Raw genomic sequence first — 22,886 nt, 5'->3', positions numbered from 1 at the left:
CTATCCACCCCCGAGCATGGCGTTGACGGCGGCGCGGCCGATCTCCGCGGCCACGGTGCCACCGGTCGCTTCGAGCCCTCGGTTACCCCCGGACTCGACGATCACCGAAACGGCGATCTTCGGGTCCATCGCCGGCGCGAACCCGGTGTACCAGGCGTGCGGCGGGGTGGCCTTCGGGTCGTTGCCGTGCTCGGCGGTGCCGGTCTTGGAGGCGATCTGGATGTCGCCGCGTTTGCCGGCGCCCTTCGTGTTCTCTTCCGACGCCAGCATCATGTCGCGCAGGATCGCGGCGTTCGCGCTGGACATCGCGGCGTCACCGGTCAGTTCGGCCGGGGTGTAGTCCTCGATGGTCGACAGGTTCGGCGCCAGCAGCGACTGCACCAGCTGCGGCTTCATCGCCATCCCGTTGTTCGCGATGGTCGCCGAGAGCAGGGCGTCCTGCAGGGGCGTCAGCCGCACGTCGCGCTGGCCGATGGCGCTCTGGAACAGGGCCGCCTTCGATTCGAGCGGGCCGAGGGACGAGCCGGCGACCCGCATCGGCACGGCCAGGTCCTCGCCGACACCGAAGTTCTTCGCCATCGCGTTCAGCTTGTCCTTGCCGAGTTCGCCCGCGATTTCGGCGAAGGGAACGTTGCAGGAGTACCGCAGCGCTTCCTTCAGCGTGCTGCCCTTGCAGGCCGCGCCGCCGTAGTTCTCCAGCGTGGTCTGCGTGCCGGGGAGCTTCACGTTGGGCGCGGTGCTGACCGGCATGTCCGCGGTCTTGCCGTCTTCGAGCGCGGCCGCGGTCACCAGCAGCTTGGCCGTCGAACCCGGCGGGTACGTCTCCGAGATCGCGCGGTTCAGCATCGGCTTCTTCGGGTCGTCGCGCCACTGCGACCAGGCCGCGACCTGTTCCTTGGTGGTGTGCGAGGCCAGTTTGTTCGGGTCGAACGACGGCGTCGACACCATGGCGAGGATGCGCCCGGTCTTGGGCTCCAACGCGACCACCGCGCCGGTGTAGCCCTTCTGCGTCATCAGGTCGTACGCGGCCTTCTGCACGGCCGGGTTGATCGTCAGCCGCACGTTCCCGCCGCGCGGGTCGCGGCCGGTGACCATGTCCGAAAGGCGCCGCACGAACAGCCGCGGGTCGGAACCGTTGAGGACGTCGTCCTCGGACCGCTCCAGGCCACCGGCGCCGTAGTTGATCGAGTAGTAGCCGGTGACCGGCGCGTACATCGGACCGTCGGCGTAGGTCCGGATGAACTTGTACTTGTCGTTCGACGGGTCGACCTTCGCGAGCGCGGCGCCGTCGGGCGTCACGATCAGCCCTCGCTGGCGGGAGTACTCGTCGTAGAGCACACGCACGTTGCGCGAGTCGGTGCGGTAGTCGTCGGCCTTGACCACCTGGATGTAGGTGGCGTTGGCCATCAGGAGCACCACCATGACGAGCATGGCGACACCCACCTTGCGGAGCGGGGTGTTCACGCGGGGCTCCCCTCACCGGTCGCGGGCGGCCGCTGGACCATCACCGTGTGCGCTTCGGCGAGCGGCGCTTGCGGCTGCTGCGGCTTCGGCCGCACGGCGGGTTTGCGGGCGGCGTCGGAGATTCGGAGCAGGAGGGCCACCAGGATGTAGTTCGCGAGCAGTGAAGAACCACCGCGGGAGAGGAACGGGGCGGTGATGCCGGTGTTCGGGATCAGGTTCGTGACGCCGCCGACGACGACGAAGATCTGCATGACCAGTGCGAACGACAGACCGCCGCCGAGGAGTTTGCCGAAGGTGTCGCGCACGGCGAGTGCGCTGCGCATCCCGCGCATCGCCAGGATCAGGTACAGCATCAGCATCGCCGTGAGCCCGATCAGGCCGAGTTCCTCGCCGATCGCGGTGGTGATGAAGTCCGTCTTGGCCTCGGGGACCATGTCCGGCCGTCCGGCGCCGAGGCCGGTTCCGCCGACGCCGCCGGTGCCGAGCCCGAACAGCCCCTGCGCGACCTGGTAGCCGCCGCCGGGGTCGTCGTAGGTGGCCAGCGGGTCGATCCAGTTCCGGACGCGCTGCTGGACGTGCGTGAACAGGTTGTAGGCGATGATCGCGCCGGCGGCGAAGAAACCGACCCCCAGCACGACCCAGATGACCCGTTCGGTGGCGACGTACAGCATCACCAGCGTGACGCCGAAGAACAGCAGCGACGTGCCGAGGTCCTTCTCGAACACCAGCACGCCGAGGCAGGCGGCGGCCGCGATGAGGATCGGGCCGAGGTCACGGGCACGCGGCAGCTCGACACCGACGATCCGCTTGCCCGCGACCATGAACAGGTCGCGTTTCGTCACCAGGAACGAGGCGAAGAAGATCATCAGCAGGATCTTCGCGAACTCGCCGGGCTGGATCGAGAAGAACGGCAGCTTGATCCAGACCTTCGCGCCGTTGACCTCGGACAGGCTCGACGGCAGCACCGCGGGCAGCACGGGCGCCACGATGCCGACCAGGCCGCAGGTGTAGCCGTAGCGGGTCAGCGTGCGGTGATCGCTGATCACGACCAGCACCACCACGAACAGCACCAGCGAGATCGCCGTGAACAGCACCTGCTTGGTGACGTCCGGCGTGTACTCCTTGCCCTGCTGGATCGCGCGTTCCGCGAGCGCCAGGTCGATCCGGTGGATCATCACCAGGCCGAGCCCGTTCAGCAGCGCGACACACGGCAGGATCACCGGATCCGCGTACGGCGCCCAGCGGCGGACCGCCAAGTGCGCCGCCGTCAGCACTCCGAGGTACGACAGGCCCAGCCAGATGATCGAGCTGGTGAGCTCCTGCTCCTGGTTCGCCTCCACCAGCACGAGCGCGACGGTGACGATGAACGTCGCGAACGCCAGGAGGACGAGTTCGGTCCCGCGCCGCTTGGGCAGCTCGCGCGGAGGGTTCGTGGCGAACTGGGCCGAAGCCGGATCGGCGAGCGGCGTGCTCATCAGTTACCGCCCCCTGGTGCTGCCGTGGTCGGCGTCGAGCAGTCCCTCCCCGCTGGCTGGTTCGCCGAACTCGGCGAGGCGGGGGTAGAAGGGGCTGCCGCCGACGACGACACCGGAGGCGACGACGCGGTGGGCGGCGTGGAAGTCGAGCTGGTGGCCTGCTTGCAGTCGGCCAGCTGCTTGTGCGGACGCAGGAAATCGTCGATGTACTTGCGGGCGTCGTCGAGATTGTCCTTCTTGACGCCGTTCTTCACCGCGATCCGCGCGTCCTCCTGCAGTGCTGGCACCAGCAGCTTGTCGGTGCACAGCCCGCCCGGCGGGCACGAACCCTGCTCGTAGGCGTGCAGGTCGATGCCCAGGATGCTGCCGGGGACGCCGCGGTAGATCACGACCTCCTCGCCCGCACCCTCGCCGACGTAGTACTGGCTCAGCACGAAGTACCGCGTGGCGATCGCCGCCGCGGCCAGCACGATCAGGACGACCACTGCTCCCGCCAGCCAGCGAAATCGCCTCCGGCGCTTGACCTTCGGGTCCTCCTGCTGGGGCTGGACCTCCGGCCGCGGCTGCGGCGCGGGCTGGGTCAGCGCGCGGGCACGGGCGGCGGGGGAGTCGCCCTGATGGAATTCGTCACTGCCGTCACCGGCGGCGCCGCCCACGATGGGCGCGTCCTCACCGAAGTCGACGTCGACGACGTCGGCGATGATCACCGTGACGTTGTCCGTGCCGCCGCCCTTGAGCGCCAGCTCGATCATCCGGTCCGCGCAGGCCTGCGGATCCGGGATCTGGATCGCCTCGGACAGCGTCTCGTCGCTGACCATGCCGGACAGACCGTCCGAACAGATCAGGTAACGGTCACCGGCGCGGGCTTCGCGCACGGTCAGGCTCGGCTCGACCTCATGGCCGGTGAGCGCCTTCAGCAGCAGCGACCGCTGCGGGTGCACCGCAGCCTCTTCCGGCGTGATCCGGCCCTGTTCGAGAAGTTCGTTGACGAAGCTGTCGTCCCGCGTGATCTGCGAGAACTGCCCGCCGCGCATCAGATACGCCCGCGAGTCGCCGACATGCACGACACCCATCCGCGAACCGGCGAACAGCACGGCGGTCAGGGTGGTGCCCATCCCGTCGAGGTCCGGGTCCTGCTGGACGAGTTCGGCGATGGCGGCGTTGCCGTTCTGGACGGCCTCACGCAGCTGAGCGAGAAGGTCGTCGCTGGGGTCGTCGTCGTCGAGGGGGGCGAGGGAGGCGATGACGACCTTGCTGGCCACCTCACCCGCGGCGTGACCGCCCATGCCGTCGGCGAGGGCGAGCAGGCGGGGACCGGCGTACACGGAGTCCTGGTTGCTGGAACGCACCAGGCCCCGGTCGCTGCGAGCCGCGTAGCGGAGGACGAGAGTCATGGGCGAAGCTCGATCACCGTTTTGCCGATCCGGATGGGGACTCCGAGCGGGACCCGGAGGGGTGCCGTGACCTTAGCCCGGTCGAGGTACGTCCCGTTCGTCGAGCCCAGATCTTCCACGTACCAATCCTCCCCGCGCAGTGCGATCCGGGCGTGCCGGGTCGACGCGTAGTCGTCGTCCAGCACCAGGGTCGAGTCGTCGGCACGGCCGATCAGGATCGGCCTGCCGTCCAAGGCGATCCTGGTACCTGCCAGCGCACCATGGGTCACGAGCAGCTGCTGCGGCGACTTCCCGCCGCGCGGCTTCTTGTTTTCCTTCTTCTTGCGACCGAACGTCGGGACGGCGACTCGCAGCCCCGATGCCGCGTACAGATCCGAACGGACGACACGCAACGCGGCGAACACGAAGAGCCAGAGCAGCACGAGAAAGCCCACCCTGGTGAGTTGAACGACCAGCTCTGGCACTTGTTGTGTCCGCTCCCGTTTCTCCTGTACGCCGCGGAGAGCCCGTGCCGTCCGGGATGGTCGGCTCCGGACAGCGCTGCTCTCCGCGTACGACCCGAGGTGCCGATCCACCACAGGTCCGCCCGCCGCAATTCTGCGATACCCCCTCCGGACGCCGCCGGTCAGCCCTGCGTACGGAACACGAGAGACGAGTGGCCCACGCGGATCACGTCGCCGTCGGCCAGCTGCCAGGTCTGCACCGGGGTGCCGTTGACGGTCGTGCCGTTGGTCGAACCGATGTCCGCGAGCGTCGCGCTCTGGCCGTCCCAGGTGATCTCCAGATGACGACGCGAGACACCGGTGTCCGGGAGCCGGAAGTCGGCGTCCTGTCCACGGCCCACGACGTTCCCGCCCTGCTTCAGCGAGTACGAGCGGTTCGATCCGTCGTCCAGCTGGAGGCTCGCCGCGAGCTGACGGCCCGCCGCGGGCTGGCCACCGTAGCCGCCACCCTGCGCGTACGGATCCGCCGCGGGCTGGCCGTACTGCTGCTGGGCACCGCCGTACTGGTCGTAGCCGGGCTGCTGCTGGCCGCCGTACTGGTCGTACCCGGGCTGCGCGGCACCGCCGCCGTAGCCGCCCTGGTCGTAACCGGGCTGCTGCGGCTGGCCGCCGTACTGGTCGTAACCCGGCTGCTGCGCGGCACCGCCGCCATAGCCCTGGTCGTAACCCGGCTGCTGCTGGCCGCCGTACTGGTCGTAGCCAGGCTGCTGAGCGCCGCCATAGCCCTGGTCGTAGCCGGGCTGCTGCTGGCCGGCGTATTGGTCGTAACCCGGCTGCTGCGCGGCACCACCGCCGTAGCCCTGGTCGTAGCCGCCCTGCTGTTGGCCGCCATAACCCTGGTCGTACCCGGGCTGCTGCTGGCCAGCCTGCTGTCCGTAGCCGTACTGGCCCTGCTGGCCGTACGGGTCACCCTGGTCGTATTGGCCGTAGCCGGGGGGCTGGCTCATTGCTGGGTCTCCTGCGTTGCTGGGTCGTGCCGACCGTGACGAACCTTCGGCGCCGTGGGGCCTGACGTCGGGATCGACGGACGAACGGGTCTTGAACTGTCCAGTATGCAGCGCCTCGTTGCGCTCGAGCGAAACTACGACGTCACCATAGGTGTCCCAACCGTGCTCGGCGAGGTGTTCCTTGACCGCCTCCGCCAACACCGAAGTGACCCGACGCTCGTCTCCGGCCATACGCTCGTGATCAGCCTGCCCCAACGACACGATGTAGTGATTGGGGGCGAGCTGTCGACCACCGGCCAGCTCACGAACGTTCTCCTCGCTCTCGCGCTCAAGCGCCACCGCCACTTCCTGCGTGACGACATTGCCACCGAACATGCGCGCGAAGGTATTGCCCACGAGGTTCTCGAGCCGCCTATCAAAGCGCTCAACGCGGCCCACCGGGCAACCTCCTCACACGTGTGCTTCCCCGTCGATCCTATCCGGGTACGGCCAGTCGGACACGGCCCCCGGTGAAACCCGTGAAATCAGCCTGCTACGCTTTGCGAGCTGTCAGAGAACGAAGCACTCGGGCGAGTGGCGGAATGGCAGACGCGCACGGTTCAGGTCCGTGTGTCCGAAAGGACGTGAGGGTTCAACTCCCTCCTCGCCCACTCTTGTTCGAGGCCCCCTTTGCTCCGCGACGGGGGCCTCTTTCGTGCGGTCGTCGCTCGTCAGCTCCCGGGGGGCCGAGCCCCCCGGACCCCCCACGGTGCGTGACGTGCGGTCGGTCTTCGCTTCTTCAGGAGAAGAAGATAAAGAAGAAAGAAAAAGACCCGGCGGGGCCGGGTCTTGGTGGGGCGGGGGTGTGGGTCAGTTCACGCCGATTAGGTCGACGACGAAGATCAGGGTCTCGTTCGGCTTGATGACGCCGCCGGCGCCGCGTTCACCGTAGGCGAGGTGCGGCGGGATGGTCAGCTTGCGACGGCCGCCCACCTTCATGCCGGCGACACCCTGGTCCCAGCCGGGGATGACCTGACCGGCGCCGAGGCCGAAACGGAGCGGCTCGCCGCGATCCCACGAGGCGTCGAACTGGTCGCCGGTCGAGTGCGAGACACCGACGTAGTGCACCGAAACGGTGTCGCCGGCCTTCGCCTCCTGGCCCTCGCCGACGGTGATGTCGGACTTCTCCAGGTCGGACGGCGCGGGGCCCTCCGGGCGGTCGATCTGGGGCTTCTCCAAAGGCATGCCCACAAGCTACATCCGCTGGTCCGGGGTCCGCAGGTCGAGTGTTCCGCCGAACGGTGGCAAGAACGCGAAAACTCTTCACAAATTCGGATACCCGTGGGTAGTGTGCGCCTCGTCACTCTCCGACGACGGAGGTCTTTCATGCGACGAGGCATACGGGTCTTGACGACGCTGGCGGGGCTGACGCTGGTGGCGGGCACCGTTCCGGCACTGCAGGCGAGCGCGGCGGAGGCACCACAGAACTCCGTGGTCGCGGCGGCGCTCGACGACTATTGCGGCGGCCAGTGTGCCGACATCCTGCCGCCCGGCACCAAGGGGAACGCGACGCTCGCGGAGATCCTGGCGCACAAGGCGCTCGGCACCCGCCCCGCGCATTCGGCCGATCAGCTCGGCAAATACGCCTCGCTCGCCGACGGCTACAAGACGCTGACCACGGACAAGATCAACCAGTTCTTCAACGACGCCTCCTTCGGCGTCCAGTCCGGTCAGGTCGAGAGCACGATCAAACCGCGTTCGGACGTGACGATCACCCGCGACAAGGCGACCGGCGTTCCGCGCGTCGTCGGCACCACGCGGCCGGGCACGATGTACGGCGCCGGGTACGCCGCCGCGCAGGACCGGCTGTGGCTGATGGACATCATGCGCCGCGTCGGCCGCGGCCAGCTGACCTCGTTCGCCGGTGGCGCCCAGGGCAACCGCGAACTCGAGCAGAGCTTCTTCTCGTCGGCGCCGTACACCGAACAGGAACTGCAGAAGCAGATCGACAACGCCGCGGCCAGTGGCCCGCGTGGCGCGCAGGGCAAGGCCGACGCCGAGGCCTACGTCCAGGGCGTCAACAAGTACATCGCCGACGCGCACGGCGGCCGCTACTTCCCCGGCGAGTACGTGCTCACCGGGCACGTCGACGCGATCACGAACGCCGGGACCATCGAGCCGTTCAAGCTGACCGACCTCGTCGTCCTGGCCGCCGTCGTCGGGGCGCAGTTCGGCGCGGGCGGTGGCGGCGAGGTGCAGAACGCCATCGCGAAGATGGCGATGCAGGAGAAGTACGGTCTCGAGCAGGGTGACAAGGTCTGGAAGAGCCTCCGGTCCGAGGACGACCCCGAGACCGTGAAGACCCTCCACAATGGACAGACTTTCGACTACGGCAAGGCGCCGTCGAACCCGCAGGGCGCCGCGATGCCGGACAAGGGTTCGGTCACCGGGCAGCAGCTGGTCTTCGACCCGACCGGGTCCGCAGGGACGGCGACGCCCGCCAAGGTGGACGTTCCCGCGCCCGAGGACCAGAAGGCCGTCCGCGGCATCTTCGACGACGGCGTCCTGCCCGGCAACCTGCTGTCGGAGAAGCACGGCATGTCCAACGCGCTGGTCGTCTCCGGTGCCAAGACCGCGAGCGGTCACCCGGTCGCGGTCTTCGGCCCGCAGGCCGGCTACTTCGCGCCGCAATTGCTGATGCTGCAAGAACTCCAGGGCCCTGGCATCAGCGCCCGCGGTGCCTCGTTCGCGGGCATCAGCATGTACGTGCTGCTCGGCCGCGGCAAGGACTACTCGTGGAGCGCGACCTCGGCGTCGCAGGACATCACCGACACCTACGCCGTCGAACTGTGCGAGCAGAACGGTTCCGCGCCGACGAAGAACTCCAACTTCTACCGGTTCCGCGGCCAGTGCCTGCCGTTCGAGATCGTCGAACGCAAGAACGCCTGGAAACCCACCGTCGCCGACGGGACGGCGGCAGGTTCGTACACGCTGCGCAGCTTCCGCACCAAGTACGGGCCGGTGACGAGCCGGGCGCTGGTCGGCGGCAAACCGGTCGCGTACGCGTCCCTGCGGTCGACCTTCCAGCACGAGATCGACACGATCATCGGCTTCCAGAAGTTCAACGACCCGGACGCGATCAAGTCCGCGCAGGACTTCCAGGCCGCGGCGGCCGACGTCAACCAGACCTACAACTGGTTCTACGCCGACTCACGCGACGTCGCGTACTTCAACTCCGGCTCGAACCCGGTCCGCAATCCGAACGTCGACCCGGCGATGCCGGTGCAGGGCGACGCCGGATTCGACTGGCAGGGCTGGAATCCCGACGGAAACCTCGCGAACTACACGCCGTCGTCGCAGCATCCGCAGTCGATCAACCAGGACTACTACATCAGCTGGAACAACGCGCAGACCAACGGTTACGCGGCCAGCGGCGCGGACAAGAGTTCCGTGCACCGCGGCGACCTGATCGACGCGCGCGTCAAGAAGATGATCTCCAACGGCACCAGGGTGACGCGCGTGAACCTCACGCAGGCCATGGAGGAGGCGGCGCTGGCCGACCTCCGCGCGGAGAAGGTGCTGCCGGAACTGTTCAAGGTGATCGACAAGGCGCCGGTGACCGGTCCGGCCGCGGACGCGGTGGCGAAGCTGAAGACCTGGCTCGCGGCGGGCGGCCTGCGTTCGGAGACCGCGCCCGGCAGCAAGGCGTACGCGAACGCCGACGCGATCCGCATCATGGACGCCTGGTGGCCGCTGCTGGTCAACGCCCAGTTCAAACCCGGGATGGGTGACGCCGCCTACGCCGCGATGGTCGGTGTGCTGAAGATCAACGAGTCGCCTTCCGGTTGGCAGAACGAGGTCCCCGGCAAGCACGTCGGCCAGGGACACGCGGGTTCGTCGTACCAGGCGGGCTGGTGGGGCTATGTGCACAAGGACATCCGTTCGGTCCTCGGGCAGAACGTGGCCGGTCCGCTCGCCGTCAAGTACTGCGGTGGCGGCGACGTCAACACCTGCCGTCAGGTGCTGCTCGACTCGCTGACGCAGGCGGCCGCGCAGCCCGCCAACACCGTCTATCCCGGCGACGGCGACTGCGCCGCGGGCGACCAGTGGTGCGCCGACACGATCATCCACCGCGCGCTCGGCGGCATCACGCAGGACAAGATGAGCACCCAGAACCGGCCGACGTTCCAGCAGGTCGTGGAGTTCCCGGCGAAACGCGGCGACAACATCGCCAACCTCGCCACCGGCCGCTCGGTGAGCGCGACCAGCCACGAAACGGGCTGGTACAACTCGCCGCCGTCCAACGCCATCGACGTCAACCCCTCGACGCGCTGGGCGAGCGACTGGAGCGACAACCAGTCGATCACCGTCGACCTCGGTTCGGTGCAGCGCGTCTCCCGGGTCGTTCTGCACTGGGAATCCGCGTACGGCAAGGCGTACAAGGTGCAGGTCTCGGCCGACGGGACGAACTGGCGCGACGTGGCTTCCACAGTGGACGGAAACGGCGGGCAGGACAACGTCGCCTTCGAAGCCGTGGACGCCCGGCATGTCCGGATGGCCGGTGTCCAGCGCGGCACGAAGTACGGCTACTCCCTGTACGAGTTCGAGGTGTACGCCCACTAGATCGTCGGTCCAGCTGGTCGTGAGTGGCGATTCGGGTTATTGAGAAGAAGGTCAAACGTGTCGTGGCGTGGGGCCGGTGTCGCTGCTGCGTAGGCGTTCTCCTGGTAGTGAGGGCCTCTTTGCCTACCCTGACGGTAGTGAAGGAGGCTTTCGCTACTTTCGGATGTGGTCCCTGGTGATAGTGGGACGGTTGTGACGTCGGCGGCTGGTCGGGAAGTACATGAAGGGCCCCTTCCTTGCGCCTAGCGCAAGGAAGGGGGCCTTCATGTACTTCGGCAAGGCGTGACTCGCGTGCTTGGGGACGTGACTCGCGTGTCTGGATGCCGCACTCGCGAGTTCCGTCTCTGAACACGCGAGTTACGCCTGTAAACACGCGAGATCCGGGTCTGCGCACGCGAGTGCGGTGTCGCGTCACCCAGCCTGCCGTCTCGCCCGAGACACGACACGTTTTGCCTTACCCCTCAAGAACACGAATCGCCACTCACGACCCGCTCGCCGGACGGTTTACGGTGGCGGGGTGGACACGAACGACTGGTCACCCCGCACCCTCGCCGTCGCCGCCGGACGACCGGAGGGTCCCGGCGAACCGCTGAACGTGCCGATCGTCGCGGCGAGCACCTTCGACGCCGGCGCCGACCGCGCGTATTCGCGGGAGGACGGCACCCCGACCTGGGAAGCCCTCGAAGCCGCGATCGGCGCGCTCGAAGGCGGGCACGCCACCGCGTTCGCCTCGGGGATCGCGACGCTCAGCGCCGTCGTCGACACCCTGCCGGTCGGCGCGAAGGTCTGCGTCCCGACGTTCTCCTACGCGGGATCGCGTGGCCTGCTCGCCCACGCGCAGCGGACCGGCCGCCTGGTGGTGACCGAGATCGCGCCGGACGACACGGCCGCCTGGGTCGCGGCCGCGGACGCCGACCTGCTCTGGCTCGAATCGCCGACCAACCCGACGCTCGACGTCATCGACATCGAGACGATCGCCGCCGCCGCGAACGGCCTGGTCGCCGTGGACAACACGTTCGCCACGCCGCTCGGGCAGCGGCCGCTGGACCTCGGCGCCGACATCGTCGTGCACAGCGCGACGAAACTCATCGGCGGCCACAGCGACCTGCTGCTCGGCCTGACCGTCGCGGCCGACGAAGGCGTCGCGAAGGACTTGCGCGACGCGCGCACCAGGTTGGGCGCGACGCCGGGCGCGCTCGAAGCGTGGCTGGCCCTGCGCGGGCTGCGGACCCTGCCGGTCCGCCTGGCGGAGCAGACCCGCACGGCCGCGCTCCTCGCGGCGCGGCTGGTCGACCACCCCGCGATCACCCGGGTGCGTTATCCCGGCACCGGCACGATGATCGCGTTCGAACTCCCCGACGCGGAGACCGCGGACAAGGTCATCGGGTCGCTGCGGCTGATCCGCGCGGCCACCAGCCTCGGCGGGGTGGAGAGCCTGGTCGAGCGCCGGGCTTGGCTGGCTGGCGACGCCCACGTGCCCGCCGGGCTCGTCCGGTTCAGCGTCGGGCTCGAAGATCCGGAAGATCTCTGGAGGGATCTGGCCTCGGCACTGGGTTAGCGCCTTAACCTGAAGCGCGTGGAGGAGACGAAACCGCCAAGGCGGCTCGGTCAATTGCTGTGGGGCCTGTTCTGGCTCCTGGTGCTCGGCTTCCTCGCGATCGTCGCGGCGGGGTTGCTGGCCGAATTCGCGGCTTCGCCCTGCCCGAACGACGGAATCTGGGCGTGTGACGCGGAAAACCGGACCTTCGCCACCTTCCTGCCCGCGATCGGGTTCGGTCTCGGGCTCCTGATCGCGGTGGTGGGCGGCGGCCGGGCGGTGCGGAACCGGACGTCGCCGAAGCTCTGGCTGTTCTTCGCGGGCCTCCTCGGCGCGGTCTCTCTAGCCGTGGCCTTGTTCCTGGTGTTCTGATCGTGACCTTCGGGTTGCCGGGCACCGGCATTCATTCCAGAGTGGACAGTTATTCACGGGCGGATACCCCGAACGCGTGAACACGTCGGTGGCAAGGTCACTGTACGAGGTGGGTTTTCCCAGAAGAACCGGCATTTTCGCGCCGTGGGGCGGACGGCGAAAAAATACTTCCGCAAGGCAACCGATCCGGCCCTACGGGTGTTAACATTCCTTCGTCGCGGCGAGGTTTCCCTTTGCCGATCGGCTTTCGGGCCCTTGTATCGAGCAGGGTCATTCCCGCGTTACCGGTTTTCCCAGTGGCTCTTGTCACCGCCTGTCCGCTACGGCTCACCTGCACTTTTCCGGCAGTATCACGCTGTCACCCGATCGTGGGATTCCTCTCGGGTGGTCGCAGGGTGGGGGTCACCGTGCGTTGCGATGTTTTCCACTGGGAGATCACTTTGAAGAAGACGTTGGGCCGCCTCGCGGGCGCGGTGCTGGCCGGCGCCGTCATCTCGCTGGCCGTGACGCCGGTCGCGCTGGCGCAGACCGAAACGACGACCACGCCTCCCGCGCCGACGAGCGAGGCTCCGTCCTCGACTCCGGCCGCGCCGTCCTACTCGGGCGGCAAGGTGACGACGGCCCCGCCGGACTCGAGCGCCCCGGCCTCGTCGTCCTCGCAGGCGCCGACCTCGACCAGCAGTGGCAAGCCGACTTCCGGCAAGCCGTCGCCGACTTCCACCTCCGAGACGCCGACCACGCCGCCGGAGGAGCCTTACGTCGACAACGTCGGCGCGGGCTACATCGGCGACAACGGTGTCGGCGCGCTGGTCATCGCCTGCGAGTCGGGCGAGCCGTCGAACGTTTCGGCGCCGGACTTCGACACGCTGTACAGCAACCAGGCCGAGGACGACGGCCGCTACTGGGTCTACATCGTGAAGGTCAAGAAGTCCTTCAAGGGCAACTCCAGCACCTTCACCTGGACCTGTGACGGCAAGCCGGGCAAGGGCGACATCGAGTTCGAGGCGCCCATCGGCGGCGGCGCGGCCACTCCGGGCAAGCCGGAGAAGCAGGTCAAGTACGCCCCCAAGGGCGGCATCGAGACCGGTTTCGGCGCCACCGCGGCCTGATCGATGTCGACGAAGTTCCTCAGGCAGGGTGGCCGCGCGGTCGCGGCCACCCTGATCCTTTCCCTCGCACTGACCGGTTGCGGTTCCGACGACCCGGCGCCCGCGGCACAGCAGGCCCCGGCGGAATCGACCGTCCCGGTCACGAAGCCGTTCAGCGGCACCAGGCCGACGAACGTGAAGATCCCCAAGATCGGCGCGGAGTCGAACCTGATCGCCGTCGCGGTCAACAAGGACGGCAAGATGGCCGTCCCTTCGGCGAAGAAGCCGATGCAGGCTGCCTGGTACCAGCTTTCGCCGGTGCCCGGTGACGTCGGCCCGGCGATCCTGCTCGGCCACGTCGACGGCAACAAGCAGCCGGGCATCTTCTACAAGCTCAAGGACGTCAACCCGGGTGACGAGATCCTCGTCGACCGCAGCGACGGCAAGAGCCTGAAGTTCGTGGTCGAGAAGAAGGACCAGGTCCCCAAGGACCAGTTCCCCGAGGAAGCGGTCTACGGCAACACGGACAAGCCGCAGCTGCGGCTGATCACCTGTGGCGGTGTCTTCGACCAGGAAGAGCACAGCTACAAGGACAACGTGATCGTCTACGCGAATCTCGTCGCCTGACGACTGCAATGAAAGGCCCCTTCATCGCAAATTTTGCAATGAAGGGGCCTTTCATTGCATCGGAAGGACGTGCTCACCCCACCCCGGCGGACGGGAACGGGAACCCGGCCGGAGCGGCCGCTTCGGTGTCGACCCACTTCCGCATCCCCGCGTCACAGGCCGCATAACCCCAGTTGATCAACCGCTCCTGCAGCACTTCCGGCAGTTTCGTAAGGCGCGTCGGCGTCTCCGCCAGCTCGTGCGTGAGATCCACAGGCGCCCTCAACGAATCCTTGAGCTCGAAGTTCTCGAGGTCGACGTAGGACCCCCAGTAGGCGCCGTCGAAATCCTTCTCCACATAGGACTTGAGCAGCGCGCCGCGTCGCAGTTCGCGCACCTGGTTGTCGATCACGTCGAGGACGCGCAGCAGTTGCCGTCCCCAGTCGCGGGGGACCTTCCGCCTGACCTTCATCCGCTTGCCCGCGTCGCTGACCAGCACCGTCGCGTGCCCTTCGACCGGGTCCAGGCCGAGGTTGTCGTAGACGCCGGCGTCGCTCAGCACGATCTTGCGTTTCCGGTCGTCCGAATGCGGGTCTTGGATCACGACGGGCGAAAGCATCGGCGGGAACGCCGAAGAAGCGGCCACCGCGGTCGCGAGCGGGATGTTCCCGTGCGGCCCGTCCTGCCGGAAGAACCACCACTGCGCGCCGTCCTGGAGGTTCGTCGCGGTGAAGACGAACTGCGGACCGTCGGGGTCGATGTCCTTGAGACAGCAGTCGCCGAACAGGTGTTTCGCGTACACCCGCGCGAGTTCCTCACCGGCGCTCCGCCAGGGAATCGCCATGGCCAGCAAGGTGACCGGGATGTCGAGCCGGGTGCGCGCGAGGTTTCGGACCGGCGCGACGACCTCGTCGTAGAAGTTGTTCGCGGCACCGTTCTCGAACTTCAGGTCCGACCACGCGTACGCGAGCACGCCCGCGGCGATCGAGCCGCCCGAGACGCTCGAGAACGTCGAGATCTTCGACAGCCAGCCGAGTTCGTTGAGCCGCCACAGGGCGCCGGTGTGGAACAACATCGCGCGATAGCCGCCGCCGGACAGCGCGAGACCGACACCCTGGCGGGCTGTTGAAGGCTCTTTGACATCCCCCACCTGAGCGAGTGTAGAGGCGGTCAAGCGAGCAGCGGCCGCAAGAGGCGACGTTGCTCTTCGGGGACGTACTCGGCGTAGTTGTCGTACAGCGCCTGCTTCGCCAGCCTTGACGCGCGCTCGCCGTCGGAATCCCTGATCGCTCCCAGTACTTCTTCGTGATGCGCCAGCCAGTTGCGCATCAACGCCGTCCGGTCGTCGGCGTGCTCCAGCTTGTCTTCGATGAGCTCCAGCACGACGCCGCGGACGACTTCGCCACTGATCACCAGCAGCGGATTCCCCGTCGCGCGGGCGATGGCCTCGTGGAACGCGACGTCCGCGTGGGAGAACTCGGCGAAACCCTCCGTGATGCCGGCGCGCATCGCCTCGAGCGCCGTGTCGAGTTCGGCGAGATGGTCTTCGGTCCTGAGCTGCGCGGCGAGCAGATGTGCGGAACCGTCGAGGACCATGCGGAACTGCAACAGCTCGGACAGGCCGATGTGGTCGGCGCGCGCGAGCCGGTGCATCGACCGGTGCAACGCGGCGGGCGAGGCGGCCAGTACTTCGGGGCCGCGCGGATCGCCGGGCCTCGATCGGATCATTTCCGCCGCCTGCAGCACACGCAGCGCTTCCCGTACGGTCGAGCGGCCGACGTCGAACTGCACCATCAGTTCGCGTTCGCTCGGCAGCCGGTCGCCGGGTTTGATCCGGCCGCTGAACACGGCTTCCTCGATCTGTTCGACGACACGCTGATACGCGCGGACAGGGGCGACCGGCTCGAATTCCATCTTGACCCTGCCGTCTCGTCTGGTTTACTGGTCAGACCAGTCTACCGGCTAGGGGGCAGGATGAAAGCCCGGATTCACGCGGCAGTGGCAGCGTTGCTGCTGGTGGCGTCCGGCTGCTCGGCCGGTTCGAGTGCCACGGTCGCCAAGGATCCCGGGACGCTCGCCGTCGGGTACACCGCCGAACCCGCGAACTTCGACTTCACCCGCACCGACGGCGCCGCCATCCCGCAGGCCTTGCTCTACAACGTCTACGAGGGCCTGGTGAAACTCGACGCGGACGCGAAGATCGTGCCGCTGCTGGCCGAATCGTGGACGGTCTCGGAAGACCGCAAGACCTACGACTTCAAGCTCCGGAAGAACGCGAAGTTCAGCAACGGTGCCCCGTTCACCGCCGAGGACGTCAAGTTCTCGCTGATGCGCGTGAAGACCGACTGGACCGTGTCGATCAAGTCCACAATGGACGTCGTCGATCGGGTCGACGTCGTCGCGCCGGACCACGCGCGGGTCGTGCTCACGAAACCCAGCAACGGCTGGCTGTTCAGCCTCACCAGCAGGCTCGGCGCGATGTTCAGTCCCACCGGCGTCGCGGATCTGGCGAACAAACCGGTCGGCACCGGGCCGTACACGGTGTCCTCGCGCCGGCGCGGCGATTCCATCGTGCTCAAGGAGAATCCCGCGTACTGGGGCAGGAAACCGGCGTACTCCACGGTGGTCCTCAAGTACATCAAGGATCCGACGGCGCTCAACAACGCCTTGCTCAGCAACGGGATCGACGTCATCTCCGCGATCACCGTGCCGGATTCGATCCCGCAGTTCCAGAGCGACGACCGGTTCACCGTCGTCGAAGGCACGACGAACAGCGAGGTCACGCTCGCGTTCAACAACTCGCGCCCGCCATTGAACGACGTCCGGGTCCGACGGGCCCTGTCGTACGCGATCGACCGGAAGGCCTTGCTGGACACGGCTTGGGGCGGCCGCGGCACGCTCATCGGCAGCATGGTCCCGCCGACGGATCCCTGGTACGAGGACCTGTCGAGGGTGTACCCGTTCGATCCCGCGAAGGCGAAAGCTCTGCTCGCGGAAGCAGGGCAGCCGAATCCGGCACTGAGGTTGAGGATTCCCAACCTGCCGTACGCCGTCTCGTCCGCGCAGGTGGTGGCGTCGCAGCTGGCGGACGTCGGGGTCACGGTGACGATCGAGCCGCTGGACTTCCCGGCGGTGTGGCTCAAGCAGGTGTTCACCGACCGCGACTACGACCTGTCGATCATCCAGCACGTCGAGGCACGCGACATCGTCACCTTCGGCAGGCCGAAGTACTACTGGGGTTACGACAGCAAGCCTGTCCAGCAGAACCTGGCGAAGGCCGATGCCGGAACGCCCCAGGAGCAGGCCGACGCGATGCGGCAGGTCGCGCGGCGGCTGTCCGAAGACGCCGCCGCGGACTGGCTCTTCCTGTTCCCCAACGTGATCGTGGCGAAGAACAAGGTGACCGGGTTCGTCCGCAACCAGGTCAGCGAGTCCTTCGATCTCACGGGATTGGCGCCGCGATGACGGTCAAGGTGCTCCGCCGCCTGGGGATCCTGGTGGCCAGCGTGCTGGTCGCGTCCATCGTGGTGTTCCTGTTCATGGCCGTGCTGCCGGGTGATCCGGCGCAGGTCGCGCTCGGCGTCAACGCGACGCCCGAACTGGTCGCGAAGACCCGCGCCGAATTCGGTATCGACCGGCCGTTGGTGACGCAGTACTTCGACTGGATCGGCGGTGTCCTGCAAGGCGACTTCGGCCGCTCGTACGTCACGCGCGAGGAGATCGGGCCCGCGCTGGCCGACCGGCTCGGCGTGACGTTGTGGCTGGTCGGGGCCGGGATGCTGGTGGCGCTGCTGATCGCCGTCCCAGCCGGGACCTTCGCCGCGGTGCGGCATCGGAAGGCCGACGGCACCGCGGTTTCCGGCCTCTCGCAGCTCGGCGTCGCGATCCCCGCGTTCCTCGCCGGCATCATCCTGGTGCAGATCTTCGCGGTGCAGTTGCGCTGGCTGCCGTCCGGCGGGTGGACGCCGCCGGCGCAGGATCCCGGCGAATTCCTCCGCGGTCTCGTCCTTCCCGCCCTGTCGCTGGGACTCGTTCAGGGCGCCGTGCTCACGCGATATGTCCGATCCGCCGTACTCGACACGCTCGGGCAGGACTACCTGCGCACGGCGAGGTCCAAGGGACTCCGGCCGTTCCCGGCGCTGTTCCGGCACGGTCTGCGCAACGCGGCCGTGCCGGTGGTGACGGTGCTCGGCCTGCAACTGGCGACCCTGCTGATCGGCGCCGTCGTCGTCGAGCGCGTCTTCGTCCTGCCCGGTCTCGGCAGCATGCTGCTCGACTCGGTGGCGTCGCGGGATCTGCTGTCCGTGCAGGGGATCGTGCTGGTCCTGGTGGTGGGTGTGCTGCTGGTGAACTTCGTGGTCGACGTCCTCTACACGGTGCTCGACCCGAGATTGCGGGGTTCCTGATGCGTAACCGCACTCTCGTGATCGGCGGCGTGCTCGTCGCGCTGATCGTGCTCGCCGCACTGCTTTCGTTCGTGTGGACGCCGTTCGACCCGGTGAAGGTCGACGCGGCCAACCGGCTGCACGACTTCAGCGGCTCGAATCCGCTGGGCACGGACAGCTTCGGCCGCGACGTGCTCAGCCAGCTCATGGTCGGCGCGCGGACGACGCTCTACGTCGGCGTGGTCGCGGTCGGGATCGCCGCGCTGATCGGGACGCCGCTGGGCATCCTCGCCGGGATGTCGTCGCGCTGGCTCGGCGAGTTCGTCATGCGGGTCAACGATCTCGTGCTCGCGTTCCCCGCGCTGCTGCTGGCGATCATGTTCGGCGCGGTGTTCGGGGCGAACACGCTGACCGCGATGGTGGCGATCGGCATCGCGACCATCCCGTCGTTCGCGCGGATCGCGCGGTCGGGGACGCTGCAGGTGATGAGCAGCGAGTTCGTGCTGGCCGCGCGGTCGGCCGGGCGTTCTCGGCTGAACATCGCGGCGCGGCACGTGCTGCCGAACATCTCCGGGCTGCTGATCGTGCAGGCGTCGGTGTCGTTCGCGATCGCCGTGCTCGCGGAAGCGGCGCTGTCGTTCCTCGGGTTCGGCACCCGGCCGCCGACGCCGTCGTGGGGCCGGATGCTGCAGGAATCGCAGATGTTCCTGACCCTGCACCCGCGGCTCGCGCTCGTGCCCGGCGTCGCGATCGCCATCGCCGTCCTCGGCTTCAACCTGCTCGGTGACGGCCTCCGCGATCGTCTCGACCCCCGATTGGCGGCGCGGCTATGACGCTCGAAGTCCACGGCCTCGGCATCGGCGGCCTGGTCCGCGGTGTCTCATTCGGCATCGCGCGCGGTGAGCGGGTCGGGCTGATCGGCGAGTCGGGTTCCGGGAAGTCGTTGACAGCGCTGTCGATCATGGGGCTACTGCCCGAAGAGCTCGCCGCGTCCGGATCGGTGAAGCTCGACGGCCGCGAACTGCTGGGCGCGCCGGAGAAGGATCTGTCGCGGCTGCGCGGCAACGAGATGTCGATGGTGTTCCAGGAACCGATGACCGCGCTGAACCCGGCCATGCGGGTCGGCACGCAGGTGGCCGAACCGATGCGGATCCACCGCGACCGCGGGAACCATCGGGCGGCGGCCGAGGCTTTGCTGGATTCCGTGGGATTGCCCGGTGTCGCTCGCGCGTATCCGCATCAACTGTCCGGCGGGCAGCGGCAACGCGTCGTCCTCGCGATCGCGCTGGCCAACGATCCGAAGCTGCTGATCTGCGACGAGCCGACGACGGCGCTCGACGTCACCGTGCAGGCGCAGATCCTGGAACTGATCCTCGACGGCGTCCGGGAGCGGGAGAGCGCGCTGCTGTTCATCACGCACGACCTCGCCGTCGTGGCGTCGGTCTGCGAGCGGGTGCTCGTGATGCTGGACGGCGAGATCGTCGAAGCCGGCACCACCCGCGACGTGCTGACCGCGCCCCAGCACGACTACACGAAGAAACTTCTGGCCGCTTCGGACCTGGAGGCGAGCCGATGATGATTTCGGTCAGAGATCTGGAACGCCGCTACACACGGCGCGATGTGCATGCCCTGCGCGGCGTCTCGTTCGACGTCGAAGCTGGTCAGCGCTTCGGCATCGTCGGCGAGTCGGGTTCGGGAAAGTCCACTTTGGTCAGATTGCTGGCCGCGCTCGACAAGCCGACGGCGGGCAGCGTCTCGTTCCAAGGGAAGCGAATCGACACCCTGCCCGAACGCAAACTCGGCTTCCTGCGGTCGGAACTGCAGATCGTCTTCCAGGATCCGATGGGTTCGCTCGATCCGCGGATGCGGGTGCGCGACATCATCTCCGAGCCGTTGGGCCGCCGGGACCCCGCGCGGGTGTCGGAGCTGCTCAAGGCGGTCGGCCTGCCCGAAGACGCCGCCGGCCGCTATCCGCACCAGTTCTCCGGCGGGCAACGGCAACGCATCTCGATCGCGCGGGCACTCGCGCCGAACCCGAGCGTCCTCATCGCGGACGAACCGGTGAGCGCGCTCGACGTCTCCGTGCGGAAGCAGGTCCTCGACCTGCTCGCGTCGCTGGTCGAGCTGTACTCGCTGACGCTGATCTTCGTCTCGCACGACCTCGGCGTGGTGCGGCACGTCTGCGAACGGGTCGCGGTGATGCGGCGCGGCGAGATCGTCGAGATCGGCGACGTCGACCAGGTCTACGACGCGCCGGAACACGAGTACACCAGGGAACTGCTGGCGGCCGCGCCGAATCTGCGGGCCGAACTGGCGCGGTTGAGGGGAGGGGACGATGGCTGAATATCCCGAGGGACTGCCGATCGGTGGCGGCTGGGTGTCCACTGTGGACACTGAGCCGGTCTTGTTCCCGTACGACGGGAGCGAGATCGGCCGGGCGCCGGTCGGGACACCGGAGCTGGCCACGCGCGCGATCGACGAGGCTGTCGCGGTGTTCAAGCAGGTCGCGGCCCTGCCGTCGCGCACCCGGCGTTCTCTCCTGAACGACGTCGCCGCCGCCCTGGAAGCCCGGCGTTCCGAATTCGAACAGCTTTTGGTGCTGGAGACCGGCAAGCCGCTGGTCGACTGCCGGGTCGAGGTCGCGCGCACGATCGTCACCTGGCAGGCCGCCGCCGAGGAGGTCTCGCGGCTGCACGGCGAGACCGTGCCGCTCGACCTGCTGCCGTCCGGCGACGGGCTGGTCGGGTTCTGGAAACGCAAGCCGATCGGTGTCGTGGTCGGCATCGCCGGATTCAACTATCCGCTGCTCCTGGCGTCGCACAAGATCGCGCCCGCCATCGCCGCGGGCTGCCCGGTGGTGGTGAAACCCGCGCCGCAGACCCCGCTGGCGACGTTGTGGCTCGTGCATCTGGTGCGCTCGCTGACCGAGCTGCCCGCCATGGTCCAGCTGGTCACCGGGGACGCGGCCGTCGGCTCGGCGCTGGTCGCCGACCGGCGGATCGGCGCCGTGTCGTTCACCGGATCCGCGCTGGTCGGGCACCGGATCGCCCGTGACGCCGCACCCACGAAGACGTTGCTGGAGCTGGGGTCCAACGCCGCTCTGGTGGTCGCCGAGGACGCCGATCTCGACGCGGCCGTGGACGCCGTGCTGCGCGGCGGGTTCTACGCGTCGGGGCAGGCGTGCATTTCGGTGCAACGCGTCCTGGTCGTCGAAGCCGTCGCCCAGGAGTTCACCGAACGGGTGCTCGCGCGGCTCGGCGAGGTCGTCATCGGTGACCCCCGAGACGAGAAGACGCGGGTCTCGGCGCTGATCGACCCGGGGTCGACCAGGCGCGTTCAAGAATGGGTCGACAAAGCGACTTCTGCCGGTGCGCGGCTGGTCGGGGGCGGTGTGGACGGCACGGTGCTGCGTCCGGCCGTGCTGCTCGACGTGCCCGACGGCCTCGAATGCTGGGACGAGGAGATCTTCGGCCCGGTGGTCTGCGTCCGCACCGTGTCCTCTGTGGACGACGCGTTCGACGCGGTCAACGCGTCCCGGTACGGCCTGCACGCCTCGGTGTTCAGCACGTCCTTGAAGACGGCGTTCCGCGCGCTCGACGAGCTCGAAGTCGGCGGCGTGGTGGTCAACGAGGTGCCCGGTTTCCGGTCCGACACCATGCCGTACGGCGGTGTGAAGGACTCCGGCATCGGGCGGGAAGGGCCGCGGTTCGCGGTCGAAGAACTGACCGTGACGAGGATGGCGGTGCTGCGCCCGTGAGCTACGAGAACCTGTTCCGGCTCGACGGAAAGCGAGCCGTCGTCCTCGGTGGCGGCAGCGGCATCGGCCGCGAATCCGCGAAGGCGCTGGCCGCGCACGGTGCCGAGGTGATCGTCGCCGACCGCGATGTCGCCGCCGCCAAGGAAACCGGCGTTGGCGAGGCGTACGAGATCGACCTGCTCTCCGACGGTGCCGCCGCGCGGGCGGCGGCGGAACTCGGCGAGATCGACGTCGTCGTGCTGACCGCCGCGACCAACGTGCGCAAACGGCTGCTGGAGTATTCGCGCGAGGAGTTCGACCGGGTGATCGCGCTGAACCTCGGTGCGACCTTCGAGGTCGTCCGCGCGTTCGGCGCCGGGATGGTCGAACGCGGGCGGGGGAGCATCATCGGGTTCTCGTCGATCCGCGGTACCACCGTCGAGCCGGGGCAAGGGCCGTACGCGGCGACGAAAGCCGGGCTGGTGCAGCTGTTCCGCACGGCCGCGGCGGAGTTCGGCCCGGCCGGGGTGCGGGTCAACGCGATCGCGCCCGGCGTCGTCGAGACTCCGCTGACAGCCCAGATCAAAGCGAATCCGGCCTGGTACGACGCGTACGCGACCAAAGGCGCGCTCGGTCGTTGGGCGCGCCCCGGCGAACTCGCTGGCGCCGTCGTCTACCTGGCCTCGGAGGCGTCGTCGTTCGTGACCGGCTCCGTGCTGGCGGTGGACGGCGGCTGGACCGCGGTCGACGGTCGCTTCGAACCGCCCGCGACGTAGA

Annotated in this window: 20 protein-coding genes and 1 tRNA gene; 13 read left to right on the top strand and 8 right to left on the bottom strand. The window is 68.2% G+C overall.

The features are described from left to right. The 5 genes from DMH03_RS04150 to DMH03_RS04130 form a co-directional block, all read right to left on the bottom strand. Entirely contained in the window at positions 1–1,464 is a 1,464-nt protein-coding gene (locus DMH03_RS04150) for a penicillin-binding protein 2 (protein WP_125790648.1), read from the bottom strand. Next, positions 1,461–2,939 (bottom strand): FtsW/RodA/SpoVE family cell cycle protein, encoded by a 1,479-nt coding sequence (locus DMH03_RS04145; protein WP_125790647.1) that lies wholly within the window; start codon positions 2,937–2,939, stop codon positions 1,461–1,463. Before DMH03_RS04145 ends, DMH03_RS04150 begins: the two co-directional genes overlap by 4 nt. Then, on the bottom strand, positions 2,939–4,333 hold the full coding sequence (locus DMH03_RS04140; protein ID WP_125790646.1) for a PP2C family serine/threonine-protein phosphatase: 1,395 nt from the start codon (positions 4,331–4,333) through the stop codon (positions 2,939–2,941). The genes DMH03_RS04145 and DMH03_RS04140 overlap by 1 nt, the downstream gene beginning before the upstream one ends. After that, positions 4,330–4,797 (bottom strand): FHA domain-containing protein, encoded by a 468-nt coding sequence (locus DMH03_RS04135; protein WP_007030429.1) that lies wholly within the window; start codon positions 4,795–4,797, stop codon positions 4,330–4,332. The genes DMH03_RS04140 and DMH03_RS04135 overlap by 4 nt, the downstream gene beginning before the upstream one ends. A gap of 161 nt (positions 4,798–4,958) precedes the next feature. Then, the gene (locus DMH03_RS04130) at positions 4,959–6,221 is read right to left on the bottom strand and encodes a DUF3662 and FHA domain-containing protein (protein ID WP_125790645.1); all 1,263 of its coding nucleotides are present in this window, start codon (positions 6,219–6,221) and stop codon (positions 4,959–4,961) included. Between the two features lie 129 nt (positions 6,222–6,350). Here DMH03_RS04130 and DMH03_RS04125 point away from each other — a divergent pair. Next, positions 6,351–6,433, top strand: a tRNA-Leu gene (locus tag DMH03_RS04125). 199 nt (positions 6,434–6,632) lie between these two features. Here DMH03_RS04125 and DMH03_RS04120 read toward each other — a convergent pair. After that, positions 6,633–7,007, bottom strand: a complete 375-nt coding sequence (locus DMH03_RS04120; protein ID WP_125790644.1) for an FKBP-type peptidyl-prolyl cis-trans isomerase — start codon at positions 7,005–7,007, stop codon at positions 6,633–6,635. 141 nt (positions 7,008–7,148) lie between these two features. Between DMH03_RS04120 and DMH03_RS04115 the strand changes: the two genes are divergently transcribed. The 5 genes from DMH03_RS04115 (at position 7,149) to DMH03_RS04095 (ending at position 14,009) form a co-directional block, all read left to right on the top strand. Continuing rightward, entirely contained in the window at positions 7,149–10,385 is a 3,237-nt protein-coding gene (locus tag DMH03_RS04115; protein ID WP_233611270.1) for a penicillin acylase family protein, read from the top strand. Positions 10,386–10,902: 517 nt separating this feature from the next. After that, positions 10,903–11,943, top strand: a complete 1,041-nt coding sequence (locus DMH03_RS04110; RefSeq protein WP_125790643.1) for a PLP-dependent aspartate aminotransferase family protein — start codon at positions 10,903–10,905, stop codon at positions 11,941–11,943. A gap of 18 nt (positions 11,944–11,961) precedes the next feature. Then, positions 11,962–12,294 (top strand): hypothetical protein, encoded by a 333-nt coding sequence (locus DMH03_RS04105; protein ID WP_125790642.1) that lies wholly within the window; start codon positions 11,962–11,964, stop codon positions 12,292–12,294. A 440-nt stretch (positions 12,295–12,734) separates the two neighbouring features. Continuing rightward, positions 12,735–13,403: a hypothetical protein gene (locus DMH03_RS04100; protein WP_125790641.1), complete on the top strand. Its 669-nt coding sequence runs from the start codon at positions 12,735–12,737 to the stop codon at positions 13,401–13,403. 3 nt (positions 13,404–13,406) lie between these two features. Beyond that, positions 13,407–14,009, top strand: a complete 603-nt coding sequence (locus DMH03_RS04095) for a class F sortase (protein WP_125790640.1) — start codon at positions 13,407–13,409, stop codon at positions 14,007–14,009. 73 nt (positions 14,010–14,082) lie between these two features. On the opposite strand, the gene DMH03_RS04090 is transcribed toward DMH03_RS04095, so the two are convergent. Together DMH03_RS04090 and DMH03_RS04085 are read right to left on the bottom strand one after the other, a co-directional pair. Next, positions 14,083–15,138: a patatin-like phospholipase family protein gene (locus DMH03_RS04090; RefSeq protein WP_255431228.1), complete on the bottom strand. Its 1,056-nt coding sequence runs from the start codon at positions 15,136–15,138 to the stop codon at positions 14,083–14,085. Positions 15,139–15,158: 20 nt separating this feature from the next. Then, positions 15,159–15,902, bottom strand: coding sequence for a FadR/GntR family transcriptional regulator (locus DMH03_RS04085; protein WP_125790639.1), 744 nt, complete (start codon positions 15,900–15,902; stop codon positions 15,159–15,161). A gap of 60 nt (positions 15,903–15,962) precedes the next feature. On the opposite strand from DMH03_RS04085, the gene DMH03_RS04080 reads away from it, so the two are divergent. The 7 genes from DMH03_RS04080 to DMH03_RS04050 are packed head-to-tail and all read left to right on the top strand — an operon-like array spanning position 15,963 to position 22,885. Continuing rightward, positions 15,963–17,453, top strand: a complete 1,491-nt coding sequence (locus tag DMH03_RS04080; RefSeq protein WP_125790638.1) for an ABC transporter substrate-binding protein — start codon at positions 15,963–15,965, stop codon at positions 17,451–17,453. Next, positions 17,450–18,394, top strand: a complete 945-nt coding sequence (locus DMH03_RS04075) for an ABC transporter permease (protein WP_125790637.1) — start codon at positions 17,450–17,452, stop codon at positions 18,392–18,394. The genes DMH03_RS04080 and DMH03_RS04075 overlap by 4 nt, the downstream gene beginning before the upstream one ends. Beyond that, entirely contained in the window at positions 18,394–19,206 is an 813-nt protein-coding gene (locus DMH03_RS04070; protein WP_199748668.1) for an ABC transporter permease, read from the top strand. The genes DMH03_RS04075 and DMH03_RS04070 overlap by 1 nt, the downstream gene beginning before the upstream one ends. After that, positions 19,203–19,949 carry an ABC transporter ATP-binding protein gene (locus DMH03_RS04065; protein WP_125790636.1) on the top strand — a complete coding sequence of 249 codons (747 nt, stop codon included), beginning with the start codon at positions 19,203–19,205 and terminating at the stop codon, positions 19,947–19,949. The genes DMH03_RS04070 and DMH03_RS04065 overlap by 4 nt, the downstream gene beginning before the upstream one ends. Then, a complete protein-coding gene (locus tag DMH03_RS04060) occupies positions 19,946–20,716 on the top strand; it encodes an ABC transporter ATP-binding protein (protein WP_199748667.1) in 771 nt (256 codons plus the stop codon). Before DMH03_RS04065 ends, DMH03_RS04060 begins: the two co-directional genes overlap by 4 nt. Further along, positions 20,709–22,130 (top strand): aldehyde dehydrogenase family protein, encoded by a 1,422-nt coding sequence (locus DMH03_RS04055; protein WP_125790635.1) that lies wholly within the window; start codon positions 20,709–20,711, stop codon positions 22,128–22,130. Before DMH03_RS04060 ends, DMH03_RS04055 begins: the two co-directional genes overlap by 8 nt. Next, positions 22,127–22,885, top strand: a complete 759-nt coding sequence (locus tag DMH03_RS04050) for an SDR family NAD(P)-dependent oxidoreductase (protein WP_125790634.1) — start codon at positions 22,127–22,129, stop codon at positions 22,883–22,885. Before DMH03_RS04055 ends, DMH03_RS04050 begins: the two co-directional genes overlap by 4 nt. Position 22,886 lies beyond the last annotated feature (1 nt).

This window comes from Amycolatopsis sp. WAC 01376 (assembly GCF_003947415.1).
Taxonomy (GTDB): domain Bacteria; phylum Actinomycetota; class Actinomycetes; order Mycobacteriales; family Pseudonocardiaceae; genus Amycolatopsis.
The sequence above is the reverse complement of the archived record's forward strand: the minus strand, read 5'-3'. Positions and strand labels throughout refer to the sequence as shown.

Bases quoted from the DNA above. Each gene is read 5' to 3' on its own strand.
- DMH03_RS04075 (WP_125790637.1), top strand. From the start codon at position 17,450: ATGACGGTCAAGGTGCTCCGCCGCCTGGGGATCCTGGTGGCCAGCGTG.
- DMH03_RS04095 (WP_125790640.1), top strand. From the start codon at position 13,407: ATGTCGACGAAGTTCCTCAGGCAGGGTGGCCGCGCGGTCGCGGCCACC.
- DMH03_RS04055 (WP_125790635.1), top strand. From the start codon at position 20,709: ATGGCTGAATATCCCGAGGGACTGCCGATCGGTGGCGGCTGGGTGTCC.
- DMH03_RS04080 (WP_125790638.1), top strand. From the start codon at position 15,963: ATGAAAGCCCGGATTCACGCGGCAGTGGCAGCGTTGCTGCTGGTGGCG.
- DMH03_RS04120 (WP_125790644.1), bottom strand. From the start codon at position 7,007: ATGCCTTTGGAGAAGCCCCAGATCGACCGCCCGGAGGGCCCCGCGCCG.
- DMH03_RS04070 (WP_199748668.1), top strand. From the start codon at position 18,394: ATGCGTAACCGCACTCTCGTGATCGGCGGCGTGCTCGTCGCGCTGATC.
- DMH03_RS04065 (WP_125790636.1), top strand. From the start codon at position 19,203: ATGACGCTCGAAGTCCACGGCCTCGGCATCGGCGGCCTGGTCCGCGGT.
- DMH03_RS04085 (WP_125790639.1), bottom strand. From the start codon at position 15,902: ATGGAATTCGAGCCGGTCGCCCCTGTCCGCGCGTATCAGCGTGTCGTC.
- DMH03_RS04140 (WP_125790646.1), bottom strand. From the start codon at position 4,333: ATGACTCTCGTCCTCCGCTACGCGGCTCGCAGCGACCGGGGCCTGGTG.
- DMH03_RS04060 (WP_199748667.1), top strand. From the start codon at position 19,946: ATGATGATTTCGGTCAGAGATCTGGAACGCCGCTACACACGGCGCGAT.
- DMH03_RS04115 (WP_233611270.1), top strand. From the start codon at position 7,149: ATGCGACGAGGCATACGGGTCTTGACGACGCTGGCGGGGCTGACGCTG.
- DMH03_RS04145 (WP_125790647.1), bottom strand. From the start codon at position 2,939: ATGAGCACGCCGCTCGCCGATCCGGCTTCGGCCCAGTTCGCCACGAAC.